Raw genomic sequence first — 25386 nt, forward strand, 5'->3', positions numbered from 1 at the left:
CACCCGACCACGAACACACTGCTCGTCGACACCCGAGACGACCCGAAGGGGGTCCAGGGGGCGGACCGCCCCCGAGAAGTAGGCAGGCCGATACACACTTCAGCGTCCAATTCATGAGAACACGTAGCTGCAAGCGTCTGCGATCGCGTGCACGAGGTCGTTTACGCTCCTCGAGATCTACTGAATCCTGGGTAGGAGAGATTCCAGTTGAAGAGACACTCCCGCGTGAAGGTCGGCCACGCGAAGCTGCCCGAAGAGCGGCAATTCCAGCGCGTACTCAAAACTGTCGTCATTGCCGTCGCGGTGTTTATGCTCGCCTTCCTTGTGCTGACTGGGGTCAAAGCCGCGCGAAGTCCGCAGGACATCACTTCGAACTGGTTTGTGGCATGGGGTACCTGGGCGGGAGGACTGAGCACCGCGGCAGCTTTCTTGATCGCCGCATTCAGCATCTTGGTCGCCAGTGCACACTCGCGATTCGATCGCCGCCAGGAAGCAGAGATTCGCGAGAACAATGACATGGCGCAAGCGCGGCTGTTGATCATCTACAAAGTCGAGGATGAAGGCTCGCTCTCGTCGTTGCCCACCTACCGGATTGAGAATCGAAGCAAGGACTGGTTCTTCGACGTCACCGTGCCCTTCGTCGATTCACCTAATGGCGCCTACGGCATCGAGCGCAGGACCGCTGCACTCGTCGCGAAGGACAACCGGCTCCACGAGTTCATTCCATCAGGAGAACAGCTCACTCCGTACCGAGACCTTACTGATGACGAAGCGTGGTTCACGCTGGTTACTGTCCATACGACTGATGCGAGCGGCATCAAGTTCACTGTCGAGTACACCGATGCTCATGGGCGGCGGTGGTGTCAGGACCTCGGTGGAGAGATCAATCGGGTCCATACGACTAGGGCTATTCCTGTCCGGCCACCAGACAGGTTCCAACCTCCGCAACAGATCCGGCGACTGTCGAAAGTGGAGGCATGGCAGACAGGGTTTACCGACGGACTCTCTCCCTTGGAGACTGACGAAGAATTTCTGGAAGTTCTTGGAGCAGACAATGCGGTGCAGTGGACCCCTATCCAGCGCTTTGGGGAAGTCGAGGTAGAGCCACGAGATGATCCACACGATGGCTTGGAAGTCTCCGTGACGTACATCCCGAAGTCCCCTCCCTTCTGGCACTCCTACTTTCGCGAGAAGCTGGCCGAGTCCGGACTGCGTTATACCGGGGGTCACACTCGGTACGAACGGACCGACCGGTTCCTGTGCCCATCCGATGTCGACGTAGCGGACCTCGATCATGTCTTCGACGCCGCTATCCGGTATGCCAACGATCGCTTCGAGGAGAAGGAACTCGCGGCGGCGCGCAGGGCTCTGGAGTCCTAAAAGTCGCACGGTCTCATTTACCTGATCTTGCAAGAATTCGCTGTTCAGAACAGGTGGAGAACCTGGGAGCCACAACTGCGGCCCATGTTGATCTATGTGGTGCAATGGGCGGTCGGGTTCCTTGGTGTGTGGAAGTGGTCAAGACAACGGTCCGGATCGTCAGGGCCGCGGTGAGAGACGATGCGCCGGACGCCGGCAATCGGTGAGATCGGCTCGCGGGCTGAGCTCCCTCGGCCCGCGAGTAGTGCTGTGTCGGCTTGCGGGCCCGTCGTCCTGGGCGATCAGGTGCGGGAGAGTGCGGCTTCTTCTCGGGCTCGGCGCAGGGTTGCGTACATCGCGGAACGGGAGAGTCCGCTGATTTCGCAGAGCTGGGCGGCGGTGTATTCGCCGGATTCGTAGTCGGCGAGCAGGCGTTTGCGCTGCAAGGCGGACAGCTTCGGTTGCTTGCCTTTGAGTCGGCCGGCCTTTCTCGCTTCGGCCATGCCTTCGCGGGTGCGGGCTCGGATGAGGTCGGATTCGAACTCGGCCATCAGCGACAACATGCCGAAGAAGAGTTTGCCGGTGGGATCAGTCGGGTCGTGGACGGAGCCGCCGATGTTCAGTCGGGTGCCTTTGGCTTCGAGTTCGTCGGCGATTGCCCGGAGGTCGACGGCGGAGCGGCCGAGGCGGTCGAGTTTGGTGACGACGAGGGTGTCGCCTTCGCGGCAGGCGGCGAGTGCTTCGCGCAGACCGGGCCGGTGTCGGTTGCGGCCGGTGTAGCCCTTGTCGGTGTAGATCCGGTCGTTGGGGACTCCGAGGCGTTTGAGGGCTGTGCGTTGCGCTCGCAGATCTTGGCCCGCGGTGCTGCATCGGGCATAGCCGATCAGGATTCCGTCCATGAGGCGACGATAGTGCTGTTTGGGTCAGCTATACGAGACCGACATGCAGGACGGTTAAACAGGACGGTCGGACGGCCATCCTCCGCAGGACATGATCGAGTGCCGGACCGTTTCGAGGTGTGCTGTTTGAGGATCGTCAAACAGCACACCCCTCCCGTCCCCGCCAACTTCCGCTATCATGAGATTAGTTGAGATTGTTGTTTAATCATTAGGACTAAATCATGGACAGTTATAGCGAGTTGCGAGCGGCGGTAGTGGACGCCGGCGTCTACACCACCACGATGGAAACGCTGAAGCGGATCCAGGACGCGGGACGACTGGGGATCCACGTCCGGTCCGCCATCAGCCGAGCCCTGGCCTCCCACGGGATCGGGCACCTTCCTGCCGAGTTGCCACCCAATCAGGACGACGAAGTCCGCCTGTACCTGCTCGGCACCCCCATCGCCGATGTGGTGAGCGCCGTCCTGACTCCCAGCGAACGTGGGGATGCGATGCTGCGTTCCGTGGGCTCGTCCGACGCTCAGGAAAAACTCGCGGTCATCCGCGACATCGTGTGCGGTTCCTCCCCAGAAGGAGCCTGACGTGCTCGTACCTGACAGGCATCGGGGGGCGGACCGTGCACGCTTTCATTGACGAGTCGAAGCGCGGGGAGTACATCCTGTGCGCGGTGACGGTCCTGCCGGCGGGCGTGGACGAGATGCGAAAGCGGATGAGGGACCTGTGCCCCAAGGGGAGCAGCCGGATTCACATGAAGTCGGCGGGGAAGGCCGCGTCGAAGATCGTGACCGAGGTCGCGAAGTTGGACGCCGAAAGTCGCCTGTACGTGGTCAAGTCGCCGAAACTTACCGAGCGTGAAGCACGGGATCTCACGCTCGAGGCCGCCGCTCACGACTTGGTGGAACTGTCGGCAAGTCGCGTCGTCATCGAATCATGCGACCAGGACAGGGAAGATAATCGGGTGATCCGGAAGGTGGTAGGCCCTCACGCTCCGTTCGAGTACCTTCACGATCGCCCCAGCAATCCGTTGCTGTGGCTTCCGGACGTTCACGCGTGGGCATGGGGCCGGGGCGGGTCCATGCGCCACAAGATCGAGCATCGCATCGAAGTCGTGACGCTTTGAGATGCGCGAAGGTCCCCTCCGGATGGAGGGGACCTTCTACGTGTGATGGGCACGCAAGGCTGGAAACCACCTGGTGGAGCTGCCCCGAGGGGTACTTACGCTCCGGAGACCTCCTACACGAACCACTTCCCTCGACTACTGTCTCGGGCACCACATACTGTACCACTTTTGTACCGTTCCAGTACTACTCCTGTACTAGTTCAGCGCTACCTCGACAGGCATCGCCGTAGGCGATTGATCAGTCAGTTTCGAACCCGGCCTGGTCGAATTTGAGGACGGTGGCGTTCTCACTGACCGTGCGGATTTTGTTCTCGTCGAATCCGTTCGGCGTGGTGGCGGTGATTTCGATCCGGACTTCGAGGTGAACACCGTCTGCAGCGGCGAGGTGTTGGATGATCTCGTTGGTGATCTTGTTGAAGTCGCGGGCGTAGAAGTCCGGGTGCAGGGCGGTGGACCCGAAGAATCGGGTTTTCGCCACCGGAGTGGTACCTCCCGTTTCATTGCCGCTACCCGTGCGTGTGGACGTGGTGGTCTGGACCGTCGCACCGGCGGCCGGTGCGTCCTCTTCGTCGCCCGCGGGCGAGTCACTTTCGTGCTGAGAGTCGCTCTCGCCCTGGGTTGCCTTGTATTCGGCGAGTTCGCGTTCGCGTTGCGCTTCGGCCCGCTCAGGCTGGACCAACAGCAGCGCATCGGTAATCTGCGGCACGGTTACCTGATCGGACGGCAGGACAAGTCCGACATAGTTCTGTCCGTCCCAGTCCGTAGCCAGGGCAAATCCGGTCTGCTGCCAGAACATCTCGCGAGATACCGACTGCACCCCGTCCTCGAGGACGGTGCGATCGCGCAGCCTCGCCAGGTACGGGTAGGTGGTGTAGTAGTCCCACAACTGACCGAACCTGATGTGTCCCTCCCGGTCCCAGGCGGCCTTGAGGGTGCCGGACAGGTCGTGGCGGATCAGGCCGGCGCTGCGCTGCAGGGTCAGCAGCGATTCGTTGCGTAACTTCGCTGCGGCGCGGGCAGCCAGATCGGTGGTGGTGCCGTCGGCCTTGAACGCTTCGATCTCGAGAGGCTTGGTTGCCTCACGCTGGGTAGGAGCGAGCACCCAGTGATAGGTCTGCAGCAACCGGTCGGCAACGGCCTGACTATGGGTTGAGACCCGGTCGATAGCCTGCTGGCGTTGCGCAGCCGTCAGGTTCAGGTCCTTGTCGGCGTTGTCGCGGATGTAGGACCAGGCCAGAAAGTCCCGGACCGCGCTGTCGAGTTCGGCCCAGCGGGCGTCGTCGGCAGCGAGGAAGGCGACCATGTTGCGGTGGGTGCGGGCAGCGCTGCCGCGGTGTTCGGTGACGTCTTTGGCCCAGATCGCCGCCGGGGAGTCGGCCTTGGCTTTGCGGTTGTGTAGATGCGCGGGCGGCACGATCACCAATCGCACCTCTGGTACGTCCGGTACGTCCGCCGACGAGTCGGGGGCGACGTGTACGCCGGCGAATCCGTCCGAGGCGGTCTTGCGGTGCTCTTGCAGTCGGCGCACGACTTCGGCCCAGACGTCCTCCTTGTGGAGGCGTTCGGCGTGGTCGCGGGCGGTGCGGGTGGTGTTGGCCTGGGTGTCGTACCAGTACAGCGACCCGGAGTTGTAGAAGTAGGTGGCGGTATTGGCCAGGTGGTTCAGCGCCGAATGGAAGTTGCCCGGCACATCCCCGGGCAGGGCGGTGCCGAGGAAGATCCGTTGCTTGTCCAGACCCTTGTGCGCGGAGGTCAAGGTCGGGGTCGCGCCCATAAACACGGTGCGGGCCAGACGTTGGGTGGTCAGGCGTTGACCGAGCAGCTGGTTGGTGTTGTCGACCTGGGCGGGAGCGGAGTTCGGTCCGTCGACGTCGGTGTCGATCAGGGCCTTCCATTGGTCGTCGAGGTACTGGGTCAGTTCGGTGACGACCTTGTCGGCGCGTAGCGGGATCGAGCCGGGCATGATCAGCGGGGCGGTGTCGTTCTCGCGCCAGAGCTGACCGACGATGACGTTCATCAGCCGCAGGACACCGCGGGTGCGCTGGAATCGTTCGAGGGTGGACCAGTCTTGGTAGAGGCGGTCGAACAGCTCCGGGTGGATCGGATAGGAGCGGCGGATGCGTTCTTCGTAGTCGAGTTCGCGGACCTCGCGGGGAAAGTCGCTGCTGTTCTTGACGTAGAACGCCACCATGGCCTTGGCGGTGGCGTTGATCTTTGCCAGGGCGGTGCTGTCCGGGGTTTCGAACAACCGGCGCCGGACGATGTGGAAGCTTTCCTCGGCGTTGGCGGCGCGCCACTGCTCGGCGACACGGCCGACGGCCTTGCGCAGCATCTTCAATGCTTCGCGGCCGTTCTGCCCCCCGACTTCTTCCTCGTCACCGACGTACTCGCCGTCCTTCATCTCCGCCGAAGCCGGAATGGAGATCAGCACCAACGTGCCGGGCACGGCCTTGGCCGCTTCGGTCAATGCTTGGGCGAAGGTGAACTGGGCATCGAAGGTGCCGTCGGGCAGCTCCTCGTGGCCGAACAACAGGCGGGCGTAGGCGACCCATTCGTCGATGAGGATCACCGACGGGCCGAACCGCAAGAACAGCTCGCGCAGCGCTTCGCCGCTGGGATTGAGCCGGTTGGTGTCGGATTCGGCGACCATCGCATAGCCTTCGGCGCCGCCGAGGTGCCAGGCCAGCAGACCGCCGATGGTGTTGATGCGGGTGCCGTCGGGCATCACCTTCACCGCACCGGCCTTGATCTGGGTGCCCACCAGCGCCACCCGCCGGGCAGTGGGAAGCTCGGTGCCGGCGAGGAGATCTTGGACTTCCTGCGGATAGTCCACCAACGGCCGACCTGACGCCAAGTGCCACACCGCCAGCATGGAGTGGGTCTTGCCGCCACCGAAGTTGGTTTGCAGGTTGATGATCGGCGCGGCGTTCGGATCGCCAGCCAGACGCCGCATCGCAGGGACGAGCAGATCCTTCAAACCTTCGGTCAGGTAGGTGCGAGCGAAAAACTCCACCGCATCGGTGTATTCGGGATCGCCTTCGCCACGGGAGACCATCGCCAGGTCCGCGGCGAACTCGGCGGCGTGAAAGTTACCGCTCTGCACATCCTGATGAGGGCTGAGCACCAGCCGCCACGGCTCGAGACCATCGGCGCCAATCTCCGCTGCCGCGGAGGTCTTGACCACCTTACGGTCCTGCTTTTCGGAGCTCAGACGCATGAGCTCGATCCGTGAGCGTCGGGCCTCATCAGCCTGATCCGGAGCCCCGATGGCCCGCAGGAACCGCTCTGCGGTATCGAGGGCTCGGTAGGCATCGTCGGCGGTGAACGATCCGTTGTGCGCCCACGTGTTGCGCACATCCCTGAGCTCCGTGGCCCAGGATTGCTCGGTGCGGGAGAGGTGATCGGTGAACGGATACCAGCCCTTCTGGATCTGATTGGGGATCTGCTCGGTGATCATCCGCAGGCCGTTCTGCGGATCGGTGCGCACATAAGTCTTCGACGCACCGGCACCCTTGGCCTTGTCCCGCGCCGCCAACAGCGCCGTCCAGTCCCCACCCTCCAGCTTCTTCGCCAGCACGTAGGTGTGGAACTCGTCCAGCGCGGGACCGAGAAGCTCGAAGATCCGACCGATCCGGTCGCGGTTGCTCACAGCCATGACAAGGTTCCTTCTAGGTGTCCAGCGTCAGCTGGGTCGACGCGGTGCGGGACTCGGCGACGATGTCGTTCCATGCCGTACCGAGAGAGTTGAACTCGATCGCGATCTGGGTGCGCTTGGCGTCCTCGGCGATGGTGAACAGCAGGAACGCCAGCTCCTTGCACAAGTCTCGATCGATCGACTCCGGTACCCGGGACAACAACGCCGCAGCGGCCGGTACACCCTTCTCCGTTAGAGCTCGGGACAGGTGCATCACCACTTCCCACGTGCTGATGTGCGGGTCGGTGGCCGGGTCGTACCCGGTGTCCGAGTAGAGAGTCCTCAACGCCTCGGGGGAGAGCAGCGCGACCTTCCCGGCGCGGCTGGTGAGGATGCCGGACCGCTCCAGATGCTCGAGAGACGCATTGCGTGCGCGCGCCATATTGTCGGCATCACCGAACGTGCCTGCGTCGAACCCATGCTGACGGAACCAGGCGATTGCGAACCGAGTGTCGGAGTCGAAGTCACCTTCTTGCTCCGCAAGTACCTCGTCGAGAATCTCGTTGATCCGAGCCAGTGCCGCCCGCACTGTCATCTTGGAACCGTCATCAGTCAACACGCCTGCAAAACGTGAAAATACCGCCATTCCGGGCCCGATCGCTGCCTGGGGCAGATCCACCGGGGCGATAGCGCCTTGCTGTAGCTCACGCAAGGCATCAGGCAACTCATCCTTGAGTGCGTTGATAAATCCCCGACGATCGAGCGTGGTCGCGTTCTCGGGGCGGGGCCGCAGCGCCAGGACGATGGAAGAAGCGAGGGCATTTGTGCCCTGCGACAACATGCGGTTACCGAGCTCGCTTCGCATCGGCCACGTAGCAGTAATGGCCCAGCCGGAACTGATCATGCCTTCTAGGAGGGTCTCCCAGCCAGTTGAGGCTTCCCCCCTATCGTCGGAGTCCTGTTGCTTGAACGCGTAGTACACAGTGATCGGATAATCCGGTAGTGCGGACTCTCGTGCTCGGCGGAAGACCTCACGGAAACCGTCTTCAAAGAACTTGTGCGCCCCCTCCTTTCCATTATGGCGGTAGGGATTTGCAACTAATTCCTCGGATTTCGGAACGAGCATCGTTCCTAACAGATTTGAGTGAATCGGACGTAGTGAACGACGCAGCCAGACATAGAAAAAGTCGGACAAATCCGAGTAACCAATATTGTCATAGTAGGGCGGATCGGTAGAAATGACCCGATTCGCAAAAGAGCGATTTGTCGCAGATACCTGCTCGGCCGATGCAACAGTCGCCGCAGGGCGGAGATATTCGAGACTCTTGGGAATGAATTTGAAAGCGGGATTCCAACCACCAGCTGAGTTGCTAAAGCAGTTAGCTTCCGCAAAATCCCACACCATTGGGATCGCTTGGCGGGCGAAAAGATGACCAACCTGCTCTTTTCCCGCATCTGGACGCCACTGGCAGAGAGCATTCATAAAATTCGAATACCGGCTCACTCCCATTCCCAGGTACGTCACTACTGCATCCGCGTAGGCTGTTGCACCAGTGCCACCCGTTTCAAGTCTATCGCCTTCGACCATGCCAGATGCAAGCGCGTCCGATAAAATGCGTTCTCGAATTTCCGTAACGAGGTCACTGAAAGTCGTGAGTGCAGCAAGCTGACGGGGAGTAAATAGGTCAGCGAACGTCGTCATCCCATAATTAGGTGTCTTAAAGTCCCGCGGATTGTTCGCCAAGTCGCCGTCTGGCACGTCCTCTGGACGGTCAACGTGCGCTGCCGCTTCATGCTCCGGTGTGGGCTCCAGGTAGATCCGAGTGCGCTTTCCTTCAGCCGCGGTAGCCATGAGCTGTGCACCCATCCGCCCAGCCCGACCCTCTGCGCGTACGTACTTCAGATCGACTGCAGCACCGCAGCCAACACATATCGCGCCGGTGCGTCCAACGGTCCCATCGGTGTCCTTCGTCGGCGCCTTCTTTGGATCGTGGCCGATAGTGAATTTTACTTTCCCGTTCGCCACCGTCGGGACGACGTAGGCTTCCTTGCCTTTTTTCTTGCCGAGCCACCACGACCGGACGAGAGGCATGGCGATGCCGCAGGCAGGGTTGGGACAGGTGATGGTGCGGGCCCAGATCCATGCGATGACGGTGGCCTCTGATCCGTCCGGCAACTGCGCCTTCGGATACAGGTGCCCGATACGTTTTTCGGCTTCGTCGCGCATCCATTGCCCGTATCGGCGGACATCCTCGGCCAGTCCAGTAGCCCGCGACCAGGTAGTGATCTGCGCATCCGCAGCCCCGGGGAACACGGGGGGCCTTCCGGCAAACTTCGGAGGGATCTCGATCAGGGCTTTGTTGATGAGCACTGCGACCGGGTTGAGGTCGGAAGCGTGAGCTTCGAGGCCGAGACGTTGGGCCTCCAAGGGGATGGTGCCGCCACCGGCGAAGGGGTCGAGGATCGGCGGCGGGTTGCCATCGGTGGAGGCCAGGATCTCTTCGCGGGCCCGACGCAGTAGGTTTTCATCGCCGGCGTTTTCCCACACCACAAGCTGTTCGATGATCTCGTGCAGACGTTTGCGTTCCTTCGCGACGGCCTCGTCGGTGGGAAACCGGTCAGGAAACGAGGACGGGTCATCGACAAGCTGGGCGAACAGCACCGCGCGGGCGGCGGCGAGGGGGCGGCGGGCCCACCACAGATGCAGTGTGGAGGGGTGGCCGTGGCGAATGGACTTCTCACGCGCGGATTCGGCGTTGATCTTCTCCAGCGGCAGCGCGACCTCGATGAGTTTGCGACGGGGAACAGCGGTGGTGTCGGCGGTCACGAGGCGGGGTCCTTCTCTACGTACATCGGTGCTGCAAGAGCGTGGTTACGGGAAACAGTAGTGGCAGGTCGTGCTGGGATTCGGCAGCGGTGCCCGATCGGGTGAGACGACAAGGCTGCTAGGAGGGTGGTCCGCCTTTCGCCCAGGTCTTGGCCCAGTGCAGGCGCACCTCGGTGGCAGCAAGATCGCCCAGGTCGATGCGTCGGAACGGCTCATGCACATACCGCAATTGGTCGTGGTCGGGTCCGCGGTCGCTGACCGAGACCATGGCCAGGCGGTGCCGGTCGGGGACGTTCTTGCCGTAGAGGACTTCGTTGAAGGTGACGGTGAAGTCCTCGGCGCCTTCGATGCGGCCTTTGACCTCGATGAACACGTAGTGCCCGTCCTGCGGGTCGAGGGAGCGTATGTCATAGCCCTTGTTGTTGTGCGGCATCTCCTCCGGAATGCGTCCCAAGGCGTGTTCCGCAGCGAGGACCTTGTCGACGGCGCGGCGTTCGATCCGGGCGGTGTCCTTCGCGTGCTGGGCGGGGGCGCCAGGCAGCATGCCAGCAGGGATGACCAGCACCGCGCCGGCGATCTGCGGGGGTTTGGCGGCCAGGCGGGACTGCAGGTCGAGTTCGGCGGTGCGGGCCGTAAGGCGAACTTCGAGGTCGCGAGCGCGGGCCTCGAGGCGGTCGGGACTGTGCCGCGGTTTGGCGTGCCGGCCCTGGGTGCGGGTGGCCAGGACATCGCGCAGGCGGGCGGCTTCGCTGTCGAGATAGTTGATCTGCTGAGTGAGGCGTTTGTGCACCGCAGCGCGGGTCTTGTCCAGCAGCGGCAGGACGCGGTCTTTGACCTGGGCGAGATGTTCGGGTTGAGCTTCGGTGATGGCCCAGGTGGCGGCAAGTTGCTCGACCCCACCGGCGAGCCAGCTGCGGCCAAGGACCTCGTCGGCGATGGTGCGTGCCTCGGCGGGCAGGGGCTGGAGGTCCAGATAGGGCGCCGGCCCGCACAAGGTGGCGGTGCCGTCGGGGGTGAGGGTGATGAAGTCGAAGCGCTTGGACACCACCACGCCGGTGCCGTCGCTGATCTCACCGGTCACGGCCACGATCAGCCGGGGGTGTTCGGCCGGGTCGTGCGGGTCGAACAGCACGGTGCCGGTCCCCAGCGCCCGCTGATGGGTTTCGATGGTGGCATCGAGAACCGTGTCGAGCAGCGGGTGGCCGGGGGCGAGGAGTTCGGCGCGCGGTGCGGTGGGCTCACCCAGGTCGATACGGTCGGGATCGAAGGTGACCCGCTGATAGCGCGAGACGATCGGCACCGCCGCACCTGGGCGTTGCCGAGCCCGCAACGTTGCGGGGACGTGGGTGATCTCGAACCGTCCTGCTTCCCGGCGAGGCAGGCGGCCTCCGAGACGGGGGAACGCGTCGTGGAAGAACGCGGCGATGTAGTGCGGTTGCAGCCGGCGGGCGCGGGCTTCGTCCATCTCGCGGCGGAGCCGGTCGAGTTCGTGCGGGGCCAGGGCTTCGTGGGCCAGGGCGCGTTCTTCGAGCAGGGTGTCCAGGCCGCGGGAGACTTCGGCGTCGACGACCTGGTCGAGGGCAGCCAGGCGGGCCGGGTCATCGCCGTAGCGGATCGCGTCGAGCAGCAACGTGCGCAGCGGGCGGTCGGTGAAGGCGTCGCCGAGGACGTCGAACAGCCGTCCCCCGTAGGCGCGGCGCTGGGTTTCCATCTTCTCGAGCAGCCGGGTGAACACATGCCCTTCGCGGGTGCCGTCGGCGACGAGATTCCACAGTCGGCAGGTGTGGCGTTGGCCGATGCGGTGGATCCGGCCGAAGCGCTGCTCGAGCCGGTTGGGGTTCCACGGCAGGTCGTAGTTGATCATCAGGTGGGCGGCCTGCAGGTTCAGCCCTTCCCCGGCGGCATCGGTGGCGATGAGCACCTGGGTATCGGGGTTGTGGGTGAACTGTTCGCGGATGGCACGGCGGTCCTCGCGGCGGGTGCCGCCGTGGATGGTGACCACCGCATCTTCGCGGCCGAGGATGTTGCGGATCTGGGCGGTCAGATAGTCCAGGGTGTCGCGGTGTTCGGTGAACACGATCAGTTTGCGCGGTGCACCCTGGGTATCGCGCAGCAGATTTCGATCCAGCAGCAGCGAGCGTAGTTCGGCCCATTTGCGGTCCTCACCGGAGTCGCGGACCTGCTCGGCGAGGGCAACGAGCACCCCGAGGCGGGCGATTTCGATGTCGAGTTCGGCGACGGTCTGCGCCGCGGTGGCGGCGTCGACCACCTGCTCTTCCATCTCTTCACGCTCGCCGGCGTCGTACTCGTCCGGATCGTCGAAGTCGATCCCGGTCAGGGCGAAGTCGTCGGCCCGGCTCGTCGGGGTGGGGGTAAGCAGGTCGCGGCGTTTGGTGCCGAGGCGTTCGCGGCGGCGTTGCAGCGACCGGACGATCGCGTGTGGGGAGGACGCCAGGCGTCGTTGCAGCACGGTCAGGGCGAAGCCGACGGTGCGGGCGCGGGGGTTGTCGGCGCCGAGACGGTCGGCGCGGTTCATCTCCTCGCGGACGTAGCGTGTGACCTCGTCGTAGAGCTGGCGTTCGCCGTCGGAGAGGGTGTACGGCACGGTCTCGGCGATGCGCTCGGGGAACAGCGGGGTGCCGTCGAAGGTGAGCAGCTCTTCTTTGACCATGCGGCGCATCAGCCCGGAGGTGTCGGTGGTGTGGGCCCCGGAGCGGTATTCGCCTTCGAATCGGTCGGGATCGAGCAGCGCCATGAACGCCTGGAAGCTGGTTTCGTTGCCGTTGTGCGGGGTGGCGGTCATCAGCAGTAGGTGCCGGGTGATCTGCCCGAGGCGCTGGCCGAGCTGGTAGCGGCGGGTGACGTCGAGTTCGCCGCCGTACCAGGTCGCCGACATGCGGTGTGCCTCGTCGACGACCACCAGATCCCACTCGCTGGTGTCGAGCAAGGCAAGCAGGTCGTCGTTGCGGGCGAGCTGGTCCATCCGGGCGATCAGCAGCGGATAGCGTTCGAACGGGTTCGCGTCCGGGCTCGAGGCGATCATCTCGCGCGAAAGCAACTGCGCGTCGATGCCGAACTTGGTGGCCAGCTCGTCCTGCCACTGCTCGACCAGCGAACCGGGTGCGACGATCAACATGCGGGTCAGGTCCCCGCGCAGCATCAGTTCTTTCGCGTAGAGCCCGGCCATGATCGTCTTGCCGGCGCCGGGGTCGTCGGCGAGGACGAACCGTAGCGGGGTGCGGGGCAGCAGTTCGCCGTACACGGCCCGGATCTGGTGCGGCAACGGATCGACCGCGCTGGAGGAGACCGCCACCATCGGGTCATGCAGGCCGGCCATGCGGATGCGCAGTGCTTCGGCGGCGAGGCGGAACTCGGCCGGATCGGCATCGAACGACCACCGGGCCTGCGGTGTCTCGATCCGCAGGCGCTCCTCATCGGTTCGGTACAGCAACTGCTGACCCAAATCGCCAGCGGTGTCCTTGAACGTCACCGTCACCGCGTCCGGGCCGTGCCGGTCGACATCGACGAGAGTCACAGGTCCTGAGTGCACACCACGAAGCACCTGGCCGCGGTCGAGATCCTCGAGCCGCACCGGCATCCCTGCCGGTGATGAAGCCGCCACCGTCCTATCACTCTCCCCTGCGTTGTCGCCTTACAGATATGATCGTTCGCCGGGCGAAGAATGTCACACATCACCCATATCGTTCTGCGCTTGAGTGCCTCCATGCATCCGCGCAACCGCGTATGGAGCTCGAGCTGAAGAGGTGTCGGCCCTCGTCACTATGATCAATTTGTGACTACGCCTTCTCCAGATCCTCGCAAGGTATTCGTCATCCACGGGCGCAACGGCACCGCCCGAAACCAGATTTTCGCTTTCCTTCGTGCCTTGGGCTTGTCGCCAATCGAATGGGATCAGGCGGTCCATGAGACAGGTGAGGGAGCGCCCTACATCGGCCAGGTACTCGACAAGGCATTCGAGATTGCTCAGGCCATCGTCGTGCTTGAAACTCCCGACGACGTCGCATACCTGCGGACTGACCTGGCCGACGATGACGACCCTGAAACGTCTCCGCAGGCACAGCCCCGCCCGAACGTTCTCTTCGAGGCCGGCATGGCCATGGGACGAAACCCGAAGCGGACCATCATCGTCGAGTTCGGCAGGATCAAGCAGTTCAGCGACATCCACGGTCGCCACACCATCCGACTGGATGGCAGCCCTGAAAAACGCCACACGTTCCGAAGTCGCTTGTCCACGGCAGGTTGCGCCGTCGACCAGGCCGGAACGGACTGGCTCAGCTCGGAACTGACACCTCCCGGCGCACCAGGCGGCGGTGTCCCGCTCGGAAGAAGAGTCCCGACGTCTGAGCGGCCTACCCGCCCGAGATTCACTGCCACCCATTTCCGCCGTGGCGGCAACAAACTCGACTACGTCGAGATCACCAATATCGGTCCGGGTGATGCTCTCGATGTCGACGTCGAGGAGCTCGGCGCAACCGGGCGCGGACTTCTCCGTGACGACGAACCACTTCCTGTTCCGAAGCTTCCGGCAGGTAAATCGTTCCGCCTCGACTACATGGGCAACATCGCGATGGGCGACAACAAGCGGTACTTCACCTTGCTCATCAAGGGACGTACCGCAGACGGCGATCCCTTCAACTACGAAGAATTTGTGAGCATGACATGAACGTGTCCATCCCTCCCGACGACGACAACTTTCTTCGTCGGGAATGCCCCACTTGCGAGCAACAATTCAAGTGGCACCTCGGTCCGATCAACGACGAAGCTGCCGCCGAACCGACCCCGGACGCCTACTACTGCCCGCTGTGTGGTGTTCCCGCAGGAACGGACCAGTGGTGGACCAAAGAGCAGCTCGAGTACGCCCGGGCACGCGCTGTGCCCGATGTCCTCGCCCAGCTGTCGAACGAGACGGGGCTACACATCGATTCGACCTTCGATGTTCCCGAAGCGATGGTCGAGCCCAACGACATGGAGATCGTGCAATCACCGTGCCATCCGTACGAACCGATCAAGGTTCCGACAGGTCACGGGCAGCCGATCCATTGCCTGGTGTGCGGGTCTGTGTTCGCAGTCTGAACCGAGGTGTGCACCGCGCCGTAGGCCCGGGCACGGGACGCTCAGCCTTGGTGCTTGAAGTCCCAGACAACTACAGCGCAAGGGAATAGGTGCCGAGTGGGTTGGGACGTCCCGAAGTCGCGTCACGGGTGATGTTGGCGCCGGACTTCACGCGACAGCCCACGTCAGCAGGTCGAGCAGACGCACATCGGGCAGGCGCGCGATCCGGCGGACCTGCTCGGTCTCGGACTGCGCCAGGCGGCGGCGGAACAGCGGGAGAGCACCACTGTCGAGGTTGGCGCACACGTCGTCGCGGATGGCCGCCCAGAACATCGCGCGCCTGCCGCGGTGGGGATAGCGGGCAGCGGCGGCACGCGCATGAAGCCGGTAGAACGCCATGACCTTCGAGTCGAGGATGGGGAACAAACCGGGGCGTTTGAGGTGGAGCACCTTACTGATCTTGGCTACCCCCACCTGCCGGGGCGCGGCGGTGCGGAAATGGTCGTAGAGAGCTTCGGCCCGGTCGTAGAGTCCGCCGCTGACGTTCGGGTCGGCGTCGACCAGCTGTGCCTCGATCGGCACCGCCGCCCACGGGGCGTCGACGGCGGTACGGATGAACCAGTCGCGTTGAGCGTGACTGATCCGGGAGCTCACCTTGTGGGTGCGGGCGATCTCGTCGACGGTGATCACCGCGGCGGGTCCGGGTCCGGGCAGGTCGTAGCGGGACACGGTCACCGCCGGATAGGCATGCGCCTTGGCGACCGCGGTGTCGATGTCGATGCTGCGGCCGGCGATCACCAACACCGTGGTCCCGGCCTCACTGCCGGCGCGATTCATCGCTTCTGCTGCCCGGCCGGGCCCGGGTCGGTGTCGCTGTTTCCCGGATCGAGGCGTGAAGTCGCGGCGGACGTGCCTGCCGTCGTCACAGGGGGATTTCCGTCGGGTCCGGCCGGCTCGCGGTGCGGATCGTACGAGCGAGCGCCCGCAGATCCTGGAGCGATCGGATTCCGTCCGGGACGCTGTCGTCGCCGGGTGGCCGTCCACCGCGGTGGCAGGCGCGGAAGTCCTCGGTGCCGGTCTCGTTCATCGCATCGTTGAGGTCTTGCGCTGCGGCGATGTATTCGGCGCGGCCTTGTTCGGTGAGCGAGCCGAGGTAGTTGTCCAAGGTCTCGATCCGAGCCTGGACGTGGATGTGCGCTGCCGCGTCGGTCGTCGTCTGCGCGGGTGTGCCGCTCCGGTGTGATGCGGTGGTCAGTGCGTCGGCTGTGGTCGATCGTGTGCGGAATCAGCCCGCGTAGTGCGGTGAACATCGTTCCCCTCGGTGCGTGTTCGGTGGCCTCTCATCATGCACGCCACCCGAGACGATTCGACCACGCACCGGCTCGGACGGATGCGATCACGCAGGGCTCGAGCTCAGGTGGGGTAGACGAAACCGAGGCTGTCTACGACGTCGCCGCTCTGGGCGGCGATGAGTGAGTGCCTGACCGCAGAACCCATCCCCGCCGCAAGGGGTACGGCGGGGATGGCCGAATCCAGTATGACAGGTCGACCCCGTCGAACCTCGGAGGTCCGCAGCTCTCGTAGCCGGCAGGCATGGAGCTGGCTGGGGGTTCACGGGCCGGCCGGGGGCGTGCGCAGGTCCTGGAGTTCGGCGCGCAGTTCGGCAACACGTTCGCGGGCGGCTTCGGCTTGCGCGTGTGCGGCGGCGGCGTCGGCGCGGGCGGTCTCGGCGCGGTCGCGTTCGGCTGCCGCCGCGGTGCGGGCGGCGGTGAGTTCGGCTTCGAGCCGCCGGGTGTGTTCGGCTGCAGTGGCCGCCGCGGCGTCTTTCTCGGCGATCGCTCGGGTCAGCCGCTCGCGGTGCTCGTCGAGCTGCCCGGTGAGCAGCTCGATCCGGTGCTCGAGGCCAACGATCTGCTCGCGGTGGGTCGAGGCGGCCTGATCGAGCTGCTGCTGCCAGCGGTCCTGTGCCGCGGCGTAGTCGGCCCGGGCTGCGGTGAGCTGGGCGAGGGCCTCGGTGGCCTCGGCGTCGGCGGCCGTGGCGGCGGCATCGGCGTCGGCGCGTTCGGTGCGAGCGGTGTCGAGTTCGTCCCGCAGTGCCGCGATCTCGGCTGCGGCGTCGGCCCGGACCTTGTCGGCCTCGGCCTGCACGCGCCGCAGCTGTGCATCGATCGCCGCCGGATCGGCGAGCAGATCGGTCGCGGTGGTGATCGACGACGCAATCGTCGTCAGCGTCTCGAGCATCGCCTGGGCTTCGCGGCGCAGCAGTGGTACCGCCTCGGCGAGGGTGCCGATCGCCTCGACCGGATCGGTCGGCAGCGCATCCTGTTGTTGCTGGGCGCGGGCCTTGTCTTTCTGGCGCTGCCGCCAGGCCCGTACCCGCTCGGCGTCGGTGGCGTATTCGCGGCGCCGTCCCCCTCTGGCTTCCTCGGCCATGACCCCCGCCCTCCCGACCCGATGACGTTCCGTATCCAGCATCGTAACACCATTCGTAACGTACGTATCATGATACGTACGTTACGAATGGTAGAAATCGATGCTCCGACCAGGCGATCGGCCCCTGCCGTCGGCGTACCTCCCGGAGGCTTCCGCGCCCCGGTCACCTCGTCGGCTGCACCCTCCGCCATGGACGGGGGCCGCGGTGGTCATCGGTGATGTCATCGTTGCAAGGGGCGCTGTGGCAGCCTGGTCGATCCCCGGGTCGGTCGCTCGAGGGACAGGACGGTGCCGGCGGACCCCACTTCCCCGCTTCATGGACGGCAGTGACCGCGGCCAAGGCGGGTGTGCAGGCCGGTGCGAAGATGCCCGGTATCGGAGGTTCTTCCGCTCTCGACGCCGGGTTCCTGCGGAAACGATGCGGCAGGCCGATGCTTCCCGAAGTCCGCTCTCGCGTCCCTCCATCGACCTGCCGCCCACCGACTATAACGCGAGTCGAACATATGTGCGAAAATCTGCGGTGTGGTGTCCTACGAACGCGCACCGAAACGGTGCCCGAACGTTATGTACCCCTATGTAGTCGATGTCAGCGCTTGTCCGCGCAGGGGAGACCGAGACATGTTCTGGCGGAACTTCGCGAGGACCTCGCTGCATCCCGACGAGCACACGCCGAGGACCTCGCGCACCAGAATTGTGCGGACGGGACGGTCCCGCTCCACGGCCGGAGGGTGTGACGACTCACCCGTTGTCGGCCCATCAGAGACCGCGGTAGCGACGCTGACGAGACGGTTTCCATTCATCGTTGGTTAGCGGTTATTATCGCCGTATGGCGATTAATAGTGTGGATGGGTGCCTCGCCGCAGCGGGCACCGAATCGAATCTCGATGCGGCGGTGGCGTTGTTCCACAGCCTCTCCGACGGCACCCGACTGGCGATCGTGCGCAGCCTCGCCGGCGGGGAAGCCCGAGTAGCGGACCTGGTCGGCGAGCTGGGATTGGCACAGTCGACAGTGTCGGCGCACGTGGCGTGCCTGCGGGACTGCGGCCTGGTGCAGGGCCGGCCGCAGGGCCGGCAGGTGTTCTACTCGCTGACCCGACCGGAACTGCTCGATCTGCTGGCCTCGGCCGAAACCCTCTTGGCCGCCACCGGCAACGCCGTCGCGTTGTGCCCGAACTACGGCACCGGCACCGACACCGGGGTGACGGCATGAGCGACGCCTGCGGGTGCGGCCACGACGAACCCCGCGTCGAAGGCGAGGACGAGCACGAGCCGGACAAGTGGTGGCAGGTCACCGAGATCCGGGCCGCCGCAGTGGCCGGTGTGCTGCTGATTGCGGCTCTGATCGTCCACCTGATCGGTGGGCCCGACGCTCTCGGGACGGGCTTCGAGGCGGTGGCGCTGATCGTCGCCGGCTACACCTTCGTCCCCTCCACCCTGAAGCGGCTGGCCAAGGGCAAGATCGGCGTCGGCACCCTGATGACCATCGCCGCCGTCGGCGCCGTGCTGCTCGGCGAGGTCGGCGAGGCCGCGATGCTCGCGTTCCTGTTCGCCATCAGTGAGGGCCTCGAAGAGTACGCGGTCACCCGCACCCGCCGCGGCTTGCGCGCCCTGCTGAATCTGGTGCCCGACACCGCCACCGTCCTCCGCGGCGGCCGTGAACAGACCGTCGCCCCCGCGGAGTTGAGGCTCGGGGAGATCATGATCGTCAAGCCCGGGGAGCGGCTCGCCACCGACGGCACCATCCGCACCGGCCGCACCGCCCTGGACACCTCCGCGATCACCGGGGAATCGGTGCCGGTCGAGGCCGGACCGGGTGATGAGGTGTTCGCCGGATCGATCAACGGCACCGGCGTGCTCGAGGTCGAGGTCACCGCCGGCGCGCAGGATAACTCGCTGGCCAAGATCGTCAAGATCGTCGAGGCCGAGCAATCCCGTAAGGGCGAGGCCCAGCGTCTGGCCGACACGATCGCCAAGCCCCTGGTCCCGGGGGTGATGGTCGCCGCGGCGCTGATCGCCGCGATCGGCAGCGTGTTCGGCGATCCGCTGGTGTGGATCGAACGCGCCCTGGTCGTGCTGGTCGCCGCCTCCCCGTGTGCGCTGGCGATTGCGATCCCGGTGACCGTGGTCGCCGCGATCGGCGCCGCCTCCAAGCTCGGTGTCCTGGTCAAGGGCGGTGCCGCCCTCGAAGCGTTGGGCCGGATCCGCACCGTTGCGCTGGACAAGACGGGCACCCTGACCCGCAACCGACCCGAGGTCATCGACGTCGCCACCACCGGCGGCGCCACCCGCGCCGACGTCCTGAACCTTGCAGCGGCACTCGAGGCCCGCAGCGAACATCCCCTCGCCGCAGCGATCCTCGCCGCCGTCGACGACTACACCCCGGCCGGGGACGTCGACGCGGTCCCCGGCGCCGGACTGACCGGACACGTCGGCGGCATCCCCGCTCGCCTGGGCCGGCCGGGCTGGATCGACCCGGGCCCCCTGGCCGCCGATATCGAGCGGATGCAGCACGCCGGAGCCACCGCGGTGCTCATCGAACGGGACGGCACCCTGATCGGCGCGATCGCGGTGCGCGACGAACTGCGCCCCGAAGCCCGCGACGTCGTTGCGGGGCTGCGCCGCGACGGCTACACCGTGGCGATGCTCACCGGCGACAACGAGCGCACCGCACGAGCGTTGGCCGCCGACGTCGGCATCGACGAGGTCCATGCCGATCTGCGTCCGGAGGACAAGGCCCGCATCATCGACACCCTCCGCGGTACGCGGCCGACGGCGATGGTCGGCGACGGCGTCAACGACGCCCCGGCCCTGGCCACCGCCGATCTGGGGATCGCGATGGGCGCGATGGGCACCGACGTCGCCATCGAAACCGCCGATGTCGCCCTGATGGGTGAGGACCTGCGGCACCTGCCCCAAGCCCTGCAGCATGCCCGACGCTCCCGGACGATCATGTTGCAGAACGTCGGCCTGTCGCTGGCGATCATCACCGTCCTGATCCCCCTCGCGTTGTTCGGGGTGCTCGGGCTGGCCGCCGTCGTCCTGGTTCACGAGGTCGCCGAGATCATCGTGATCGCCAACGGGGTCCGCGCCGGCCGCGCCCGCGCCCTCGCCGGCCCGACGCCGGGCATGCCCAAACCAATGTCGGCGTCTACGGCCAGCGCATGACCGGTACACCGATCGCGAGAGTGCGGCCGCCGTGGCGACTGCTGCTCGTGTCCGGTGTCGTCGATGCTCGCACTGAATCCAAGGAGTCCGCACTATGACCGCGATGTCCACGATCGTCCACGCCGCCTACACCGCCGAGATGGCGGCCGCCCGCGCCACGTCCGTGGACAGCCAGCGGTGGGCGCACCTCGAGCGTGCGCACATCCTGTCCCAGCCCTACCCGTGGCCGCACACCCGCAACCACCTCGCCATGCTCGGTCTTGCTCTGCGCCAGCGTGACCGTCGTGAAGCTCTCGGTCAGGTAGTGCGGGTCATCGTCGCGTCTCCCGGGTCCACGCTGGGCCGTTACCCCGAGGGCAACACCGGTCGTACCCGTGCCGGGCTGATGACCCGGATGACGGTGCCGGCCGACCTCGCTGAAACCCTCGCCGCACAGCATTGATTTCCTCGAGTGTCCTCAGGCAGCACAGCGAATGGGCACAGTATCCACAGCAACTGACACCCCACAGCCCGCTGGCCAGCAAAAACCGACGTAGGGGTGAGATAACGAACGGGCACCGACTGGGACCGCACCGGGTGGTCGTGGGTTGGACACCGTGCACCTGCGCGACGGCGCTGCGCCCCTCGGGAGCCAGTGGACACCGCACCTATCTGTGCATCGTCTGCGGGGCGGAGATCGCCATTCCGCCCCATACGGGACCGCCGTTCTCCGGAGTGCAGTGGCCGCCGAGACAGACGCAGGAGCAGCCAAGGCGCGACTCGGAAGGTGAGTGAGCCAGCGGGATCGCAGACGGGGTGACCCGCCGGGATCCAGAAAATTAGCTTCGCTGAAATTGTGGTTTGAACTGGGAAAACGACACGTCCCGTTCTGTCGTGTCGATCGGAGAAAGCACCACCATGAAGCCCGGCGACCAGGTGAAGGTCAGCGCACGCGGCAAGTTCGTGTTCACCGTCAAAGACGTCGACGAGGACACCGGCATGGCGATGATCGAGGTCAACGCCGACAGCCCGCTCACGTATCCGTGGCCGGCGCGCGTGAGCGATCTCGTGCCTGTCGAGGACTGACTCCGAGAGCTCTTCCTCCTGCCGGTCGCTCTCGCTTCACCTGTTTGGTGCCGATACGCACTTCCGCTACGGTGACCGCTGCAATCACACGAGTTCCCCGACAGGTGAGTGATTCCCTGACGGGTCGAAGGATGGTCCCCGGCGCCCCCGCCGGGGACCATCGCCTTTCTGCTGATGGGGTTGCGCGTGGCAGCGGACGACACAGTGGCTACTCTCGGCGGCTACTCTCGGCGCGTGGAGGACAGGACACGAGCCATCGGCGATGCCGCCGATGCGATGACCGACGATGAGCTCAAGACCGCGATTGCGGCGCTACACGCCCGTGAGCGGGAACTTCTCGTCGCCGGGGACAGCGAGGCGGCGTTCGATCTCATGGGCACGAAGTTCGTCCTGCTGTCCACACTGGAGCGTCGCCAGCGTTGACCCAACTTCACATTCGATGGAGGTGAGGGGCGTCGATACAGCCGGATTGCTGCACCGACGCCCCTCCTTGCCTGATCCGTATGTTGGGCCGGCTGCGTCAAATCTGAGGATCGTTGCCAGATTGGCCATACACCGTTGAATGAACATAGGGCCATCGCTGAATCAGCGCCGGAACCGAGCCCGCTGGTTCTTCCAGTGGTGACCTACAAGTACGTCAAGGAAGAACTTCGATCATGTTGACGATCACGCGGGGAACGGTTGTACGGCCGCCGATTTGCGTGTCGTAGGAATAGCTCCCTGCGACCTCGGCATACATCTTCACGACGTCGTCCTCGACCACCTCAGCGACGGTATTTGCGTTGCGTGCTTCGACCACAGTGTTCTGGTCGTACTCGTACACACTGTCGGCCTGAATTGGTGATGTATCGGCCCGAAACTGACTCGTGCCGGTTGCAGCATCGAATTGGGTGACCACTCCGTAGAGGACGATCTTGCGGCCCTCTGCGGCGTCTGGGTCTTTCACCAGCAACGCAAAGTCCCGCTCCGTCAGCAGCTCGTAGGCGGCCGGATTCTCCCGATCGGGGTCCGTGGCCTCTGTCGTAGTTGCTACTCGGGAGCCGGCCGAAGAGGCGGTCGAGGAGTTGTCGGAGCCACTACTACATGAACCCACCACGATGAAGAACACGATGACGCCCGCAAGGATCCACGGCCATTTCTTCCGTTTCTTGGGTGGCTTGCTCGGAGAAACTTCTGGGGGAGGTGCCATGAACGCGGCGGGATTGGCCTGGCGGGGACGTGAATGCTCAGTCCACTGCTGGCCGTCCCAATAGCGTTCGGTGTTTGGATCTGCTGGATCATTGTGCCAACCGGCAGGGGCGCTCAAGTCATGTCCGTTCTTCAAAGCGAATTCCAGATGTCTTTCGCTTCTGTTAACTTTCGTGTTACACGAGCGCTGACCTGGGCGTTCATCGCAGCGACGCCGACTGCGGTTCTACGAGATCCACCAACATGACCCGCCTTCCGACGCGCTGCCGCGTCATAGTTTGCGGCACCCCCGATCGTCGGATATTGCGACTCCTTAGATGAGGTGCCGGGAGGTTTTCCAGATAACTTCACTTTCCGTCTGACGCGGTATCTCAACTGCCTTTACCGAATGGGTGCGCGTAATTGACGCGCAGACCACGCCGCGGTCAGCTCGCCGCGGACAACCTGCGCAGCCATGTCCGCGCAGGTTGCCTACAGCTGCGGCCGGAGGTGCAGATCGGGTGTGGGTGGTTGGTGTTCATGTATGGCCGGAGGTCGGCTGTTCGGTTGTGGTGGTGTGTGGTGGACCTGCGGTGGTCCGTGGAGTGCCTTCGCTGTCGAGAGCGGGCCCTGCTCCTCCCCTACCTCGTCGGCATATGTGAGATTCCGGTGCGGCTCGCCGTCGGCGGGATTCGGTTTCGCTGTCTCTGGGGCATCGTCGGTCCTGGTCGACGTGGCGTGACGGGGTTCCTTGGCCGCCTGGATTGCGGTGGTCAGCGGCTCGTAGGTCTCGTTGCGTTCCGGGGAATTATCTAGCAGGGCGTAACTGCGGTGGGCCAGCACATCCCAGTGCCTCTCGTACCGTTGCGCGGCGTCGACCGTGCCGAGGTCCGGGGCGGCGGCGGGAAGCTCGGTGGTGATGGCACGGGTGAGTTCGGCGGCGAAGGCTTCCCGGCCGGCAACTCGCATGGCGTCCTCGAGGGCTGGGTCCGGTTCGATGCCTTCGGGGGGATCATCGTGGTAGTTCGCTGCGTGGATGGCGGCACGGAGCGCTTCGGGGTCGATAGTGCGCCAGTCGATCGTGCGGTCGGGGCGGTCATGGACGAGCTGGTCGGTCATGAGTACGACGGCGACCGACTGGACGCCTTCGGTTTCCTCCTGGATGGCGGCAATGTGGCGTCCGAGCTGGTGGGGGTCGGTGAGAGTGTTCTCGTCCGGGGCGGTGATCACCGGGCTGGTGTAGGCGGAGGTGTCGCTGACGATCGGCATGAAGTCGGTGTGCAGCTCACGGTGGATGACACTTGCGTGTAGTTCGCTGCCGTCCCCGGTGATTTCGCGGTGGGCGAGGTAGTCGGCGGTCCGCAGTGCCAACTCCCAGGTGATGAGGCGGCGCAGCCGGGCGGGGTCGCGCTCGTCGAAGGCATTGACCGGGGCTCCGGTGTCGTAGCGCATGGTGTTCTTGCCTGCTGCCGGGTCGAACAGGTCCTTGTAGCGGTGGTTCGGCTCGGGGAGTGCTGCGGCAGCGCGTTCGGCCGCGAGGGTGGAAGTGCCCTCGAGGATCCGGCGTACGGCGGCATCGTGTTCGGGACCGTAGTCGGTGCGTTCGGCCAGGTTCAGGCCGATGCGGACCAGGGCGTAAGCGTTGTCGAGTTCGGCTCCGCTCAAGGATCGCTCGCGGGGGATCTCCCGGAAGGTCTGGAAGGCCGTGTAGGGGCCGCTGCGATCACGGTCGTAGTCGCGCAGCATCGTCATATGGGTGGTCAAAGACAGCACTGGTCGACCTGGGGCGGGCTGGGCAGGGACGTATCCGGTGTTCGGTACGACCGCCGGGGCGAGAACGTCGGCGAGCAGTCTGGGATCTCCGGTCTCGGCGGTGATGTAGCGGGCCGCCGATAGGGCAGCGAGGTCGACACGTGCGGTGTCGATCTGCCATCCGGCCCGGTCTGCGATGCGGCGGAACAGCTCGTACTGCGTCCGAGAGTTCCCGTCCGGGAAGGGATGAATCTCCGTCAATCGTGACCAGTAATCGGCCAGACGGGTGACGAAGGTGTGGTAGTCGAGTCCGGTCAGGTTGTTCTCGGCGGCGAGATCGGCGAACAGTTCGTCGACGTCGGCGGTGGTGTCCTCGGGGCTCGAGTGGGCGATCGGCAGATTGCCCTGGGTGGTGGGCACCGTTTTGTACTGGCCGGCCCAGGCGTACAGGCCGTCGAAGGCTCGCCGGTGTATCTCGCGTAGGAACTCTCCGGTGAAGGTGCTCGGCGAGGGAACGTTCGCGAATTCGTACATCGCCTGCGTGAACAGGCGTTTTTCGATTCTGTCGAGTGTTGGGGTGTCGGTGATGCCGAGAAGGTTCACTCGCGTGTCGGTTCCGGGGATGTAGCCCTCGATCGGGAGCGACGAGGCGGTCATTTCTCGGGGCGCTCCCCGCGTCGGAACTCGTTGAGGATGTCCTCGCGGGTGAGTCCGGCCTCGATCTGCTCGATGATGTCTCGGGGATCTTCGCCGCCGAGGTCGCCCGCCATCGCGCAAGCGGCGCGGATGTGCTGTGCGATGGTCTCGCGTGTCACCTCCTCGCCGAAGGGGGCGAGTCGTTCACGTAGGGACGGGTTTTCGGTCGTGTCGTCGTCCATGTCGGTCATGGTCT

The 25386-nt window shown here is 64.9% G+C and carries 20 protein-coding genes; 10 read left to right on the forward strand and 10 right to left on the reverse strand.

Annotated elements, in window-relative coordinates; translation table 11 throughout:
* The first annotated feature begins 225 nt into the window (after positions 1 to 225).
* Entirely contained in the window at positions 226 to 1380 is a 1155-nt protein-coding gene (locus EQ874_RS21560) for a hypothetical protein (RefSeq protein WP_129978118.1), read from the forward strand.
* A 281-nt stretch (positions 1381 to 1661) separates the two neighbouring features.
* On the opposite strand, the gene EQ874_RS21565 is transcribed toward EQ874_RS21560, so the two are convergent.
* Entirely contained in the window at positions 1662 to 2258 is a 597-nt protein-coding gene (locus EQ874_RS21565; RefSeq protein WP_129978119.1) for a recombinase family protein, read from the reverse strand.
* Positions 2259 to 2479: 221 nt separating this feature from the next.
* Between EQ874_RS21565 and EQ874_RS21570 the strand changes: the two genes are divergently transcribed.
* Both EQ874_RS21570 and EQ874_RS21575 read left to right on the forward strand, forming a co-directional pair.
* A complete protein-coding gene (locus EQ874_RS21570) occupies positions 2480 to 2839 on the forward strand; it encodes a hypothetical protein (RefSeq protein WP_129978120.1) in 360 nt (119 codons plus the stop codon).
* A gap of 86 nt (positions 2840 to 2925) precedes the next feature.
* A complete protein-coding gene (locus EQ874_RS21575) occupies positions 2926 to 3378 on the forward strand; it encodes a hypothetical protein (protein WP_242496882.1) in 453 nt (150 codons plus the stop codon).
* Positions 3379 to 3616: 238 nt separating this feature from the next.
* Here EQ874_RS21575 and EQ874_RS21580 read toward each other — a convergent pair whose 3' ends face one another.
* From EQ874_RS21580 to EQ874_RS21590, 3 genes are all read right to left on the reverse strand, one after another.
* Positions 3617 to 7033 carry a Swt1 family HEPN domain-containing protein gene (locus EQ874_RS21580; RefSeq protein ID WP_129978122.1) on the reverse strand — a complete coding sequence of 1139 codons (3417 nt, stop codon included), beginning with the start codon at positions 7031 to 7033 and terminating at the stop codon, positions 3617 to 3619.
* A 13-nt stretch (positions 7034 to 7046) separates the two neighbouring features.
* Complete coding sequence (locus EQ874_RS21585; RefSeq protein WP_129978123.1) at positions 7047 to 9839, reverse strand: DUF1156 domain-containing protein; 2793 nt, start codon at positions 9837 to 9839, stop codon at positions 7047 to 7049.
* 118 nt (positions 9840 to 9957) lie between these two features.
* Positions 9958 to 13437, reverse strand: a complete 3480-nt coding sequence (locus tag EQ874_RS21590; protein ID WP_242496884.1) for a helicase-related protein — start codon at positions 13435 to 13437, stop codon at positions 9958 to 9960.
* Positions 13438 to 13632: 195 nt separating this feature from the next.
* On the opposite strand from EQ874_RS21590, the gene EQ874_RS21595 reads away from it, so the two are divergent.
* The gene (locus EQ874_RS21595) at positions 13633 to 14523 is read left to right on the forward strand and encodes a nucleotide-binding protein (protein WP_129978124.1); all 891 of its coding nucleotides are present in this window, start codon (positions 13633 to 13635) and stop codon (positions 14521 to 14523) included.
* The gene (locus EQ874_RS21600) at positions 14520 to 14933 is read left to right on the forward strand and encodes a hypothetical protein (protein ID WP_129978125.1); all 414 of its coding nucleotides are present in this window, start codon (positions 14520 to 14522) and stop codon (positions 14931 to 14933) included. Before EQ874_RS21595 ends, EQ874_RS21600 begins: the two co-directional genes overlap by 4 nt.
* Positions 14934 to 15080: 147 nt before the next feature.
* On the opposite strand, the gene EQ874_RS21605 is transcribed toward EQ874_RS21600, so the two are convergent.
* The 3 genes from EQ874_RS21605 to EQ874_RS21615 form a co-directional block, all read right to left on the reverse strand.
* Positions 15081 to 15749 (reverse strand): DUF6308 family protein, encoded by a 669-nt coding sequence (locus EQ874_RS21605; RefSeq protein ID WP_129978126.1) that lies wholly within the window; start codon positions 15747 to 15749, stop codon positions 15081 to 15083.
* A gap of 85 nt (positions 15750 to 15834) precedes the next feature.
* Positions 15835 to 16077 carry a hypothetical protein gene (locus tag EQ874_RS21610; RefSeq protein ID WP_129978127.1) on the reverse strand — a complete coding sequence of 81 codons (243 nt, stop codon included), beginning with the start codon at positions 16075 to 16077 and terminating at the stop codon, positions 15835 to 15837.
* A 446-nt stretch (positions 16078 to 16523) separates the two neighbouring features.
* Positions 16524 to 17345, reverse strand: coding sequence for a hypothetical protein (locus tag EQ874_RS21615; protein WP_129978128.1), 822 nt, complete (start codon positions 17343 to 17345; stop codon positions 16524 to 16526).
* 826 nt (positions 17346 to 18171) lie between these two features.
* On the opposite strand from EQ874_RS21615, the gene EQ874_RS21620 reads away from it, so the two are divergent.
* The 5 genes from EQ874_RS21620 (at position 18172) to EQ874_RS21640 (ending at position 21998) form a co-directional block, all read left to right on the forward strand.
* Positions 18172 to 18555, forward strand: coding sequence for a metalloregulator ArsR/SmtB family transcription factor (locus EQ874_RS21620; RefSeq protein WP_072636221.1), 384 nt, complete (start codon positions 18172 to 18174; stop codon positions 18553 to 18555).
* A complete protein-coding gene (locus tag EQ874_RS21625) occupies positions 18552 to 20510 on the forward strand; it encodes a cation-translocating P-type ATPase (protein WP_006947237.1) in 1959 nt (652 codons plus the stop codon). The genes EQ874_RS21620 and EQ874_RS21625 overlap by 4 nt, the downstream gene beginning before the upstream one ends.
* Positions 20511 to 20604: 94 nt before the next feature.
* Positions 20605 to 20952, forward strand: a complete 348-nt coding sequence (locus tag EQ874_RS21630; protein ID WP_129978129.1) for a DUF3703 domain-containing protein — start codon at positions 20605 to 20607, stop codon at positions 20950 to 20952.
* Positions 20953 to 21383: 431 nt separating this feature from the next.
* Positions 21384 to 21575: a hypothetical protein gene (locus EQ874_RS21635; RefSeq protein ID WP_129978130.1), complete on the forward strand. Its 192-nt coding sequence runs from the start codon at positions 21384 to 21386 to the stop codon at positions 21573 to 21575.
* A 234-nt stretch (positions 21576 to 21809) separates the two neighbouring features.
* A complete protein-coding gene (locus EQ874_RS21640) occupies positions 21810 to 21998 on the forward strand; it encodes a hypothetical protein (protein WP_129978131.1) in 189 nt (62 codons plus the stop codon).
* A gap of 214 nt (positions 21999 to 22212) precedes the next feature.
* Here EQ874_RS21640 and EQ874_RS21645 read toward each other — a convergent pair whose 3' ends face one another.
* The 3 genes from EQ874_RS21645 to EQ874_RS21655 all read right to left on the reverse strand — a co-directional run bounded on the left by EQ874_RS21645 (position 22213) and on the right by EQ874_RS21655 (position 25372).
* Positions 22213 to 22881, reverse strand: coding sequence for a DUF2510 domain-containing protein (locus tag EQ874_RS21645; RefSeq protein ID WP_129978132.1), 669 nt, complete (start codon positions 22879 to 22881; stop codon positions 22213 to 22215).
* Positions 22882 to 23234: 353 nt separating this feature from the next.
* Positions 23235 to 25151 (reverse strand): Fic family protein, encoded by a 1917-nt coding sequence (locus EQ874_RS21650; protein ID WP_129978133.1) that lies wholly within the window; start codon positions 25149 to 25151, stop codon positions 23235 to 23237.
* Positions 25148 to 25372: a hypothetical protein gene (locus tag EQ874_RS21655; RefSeq protein WP_072815709.1), complete on the reverse strand. Its 225-nt coding sequence runs from the start codon at positions 25370 to 25372 to the stop codon at positions 25148 to 25150. The genes EQ874_RS21650 and EQ874_RS21655 overlap by 4 nt, the downstream gene beginning before the upstream one ends.
* Positions 25373 to 25386: the final 14 nt, after the last annotated feature.

Source organism: Rhodococcus sp. Q1 (assembly GCF_004153645.1).
GTDB lineage: Bacteria > Actinomycetota > Actinomycetes > Mycobacteriales > Mycobacteriaceae > Rhodococcus > Rhodococcus gordoniae.

Coding starts and splice junctions, on each gene's coding strand:
- EQ874_RS21615 (WP_129978128.1), bottom strand. CDS start 17,345: ATGGCCGAGGAAGCCAGAGGGGGACGGCGCCGCGAATACGCCACCGAC.
- EQ874_RS21570 (WP_129978120.1), top strand. CDS start 2,480: ATGGACAGTTATAGCGAGTTGCGAGCGGCGGTAGTGGACGCCGGCGTC.
- EQ874_RS21605 (WP_129978126.1), bottom strand. CDS start 15,749: ATGAATCGCGCCGGCAGTGAGGCCGGGACCACGGTGTTGGTGATCGCC.
- EQ874_RS21630 (WP_129978129.1), top strand. CDS start 20,605: ATGACCGCGATGTCCACGATCGTCCACGCCGCCTACACCGCCGAGATG.
- EQ874_RS21580 (WP_129978122.1), bottom strand. CDS start 7,033: ATGGCTGTGAGCAACCGCGACCGGATCGGTCGGATCTTCGAGCTTCTC.
- EQ874_RS21600 (WP_129978125.1), top strand. CDS start 14,520: ATGAACGTGTCCATCCCTCCCGACGACGACAACTTTCTTCGTCGGGAA.
- EQ874_RS21625 (WP_006947237.1), top strand. CDS start 18,552: ATGAGCGACGCCTGCGGGTGCGGCCACGACGAACCCCGCGTCGAAGGC.
- EQ874_RS21655 (WP_072815709.1), bottom strand. CDS start 25,372: ATGGACGACGACACGACCGAAAACCCGTCCCTACGTGAACGACTCGCC.
- EQ874_RS21590 (WP_242496884.1), bottom strand. CDS start 13,437: ATGCCGGTGCGGCTCGAGGATCTCGACCGCGGCCAGGTGCTTCGTGGT.
- EQ874_RS21620 (WP_072636221.1), top strand. CDS start 18,172: ATGGCGATTAATAGTGTGGATGGGTGCCTCGCCGCAGCGGGCACCGAA.
- EQ874_RS21650 (WP_129978133.1), bottom strand. CDS start 25,151: ATGACCGCCTCGTCGCTCCCGATCGAGGGCTACATCCCCGGAACCGAC.
- EQ874_RS21565 (WP_129978119.1), bottom strand. CDS start 2,258: ATGGACGGAATCCTGATCGGCTATGCCCGATGCAGCACCGCGGGCCAA.